This is a genomic window from Streptomyces populi (genome assembly GCF_002911015.1).
Lineage (GTDB): Bacteria > Actinomycetota > Actinomycetes > Streptomycetales > Streptomycetaceae > Streptomyces > Streptomyces populi.
Genome location: NZ_KZ627105.1, coordinates 1 through 728 on the forward strand (window position 1 = coordinate 1; position 728 = coordinate 728).

Annotated in this window: 1 protein-coding gene; it reads left to right on the forward strand. The window is 70.9% G+C overall.

Annotated elements, in window-relative coordinates; translation table 11 throughout:
- On the forward strand, nucleotides 1-728 hold a 728-nt coding region (locus tag CW362_RS42910), incomplete at both ends, for an acyl-CoA carboxylase subunit beta (RefSeq protein WP_276313774.1).

The window sequence follows — 728 nt, forward strand, 5'->3', positions numbered from 1 at the left end:
CGCTGGTCTCCCTCAACGACGGCGCGGGCGCCCGGATCCAGGAGGGCGTGAGCGCGCTCGCCGGCTACGGCGGCATCTTCCAGCGCAACACCAGGGCCTCCGGCGTCATCCCGCAGATCTCGGTGATGCTCGGCCCCTGCGCCGGCGGCGCCGCCTACTCCCCGGCGCTGACCGACTTCGTGTTCATGGTCCGCGAGACCTCGCAGATGTTCATCACCGGCCCCGACGTCGTCAAGGCGGTCACCGGCGAGGAGATCACCCAGAACGGCCTGGGCGGCGCCGACGTGCACGCCGAGACCTCGGGCGTGTGCCACTTCGCCTACGACGACGAGGAGACCTGCATCGCCGAGGTCCGCTACCTCCTGTCGATGCTGCCGCAGAACAACCGCGAGAGCGCGCCGCGCGTACGCTGCGACGATCCGGCCGGCCGCCGCAGCGAGGTGCTGCTGGACCTGGTGCCCGTGGACGGCAGCCGCCCCTACGACATGGCCGACGTGGTCGGCGAACTGGTCGACGACGGCGACTACCTGGAGGTCCACGAGCGCTGGGCCCGCAACATCATCTGCGCGCTGGCCCGCCTCGACGGCCAGGTCGTCGGCATCGTCGCCAACCAGCCGCAGAGCCTGGCCGGCGTCCTCGACATCGAGGCCTCGGAGAAGGCCGCGCGCTTCGTCCAGATGTGCGACGCCTTCAACATCCCGATCATCACGCTGCTGGACGTGCCCGGG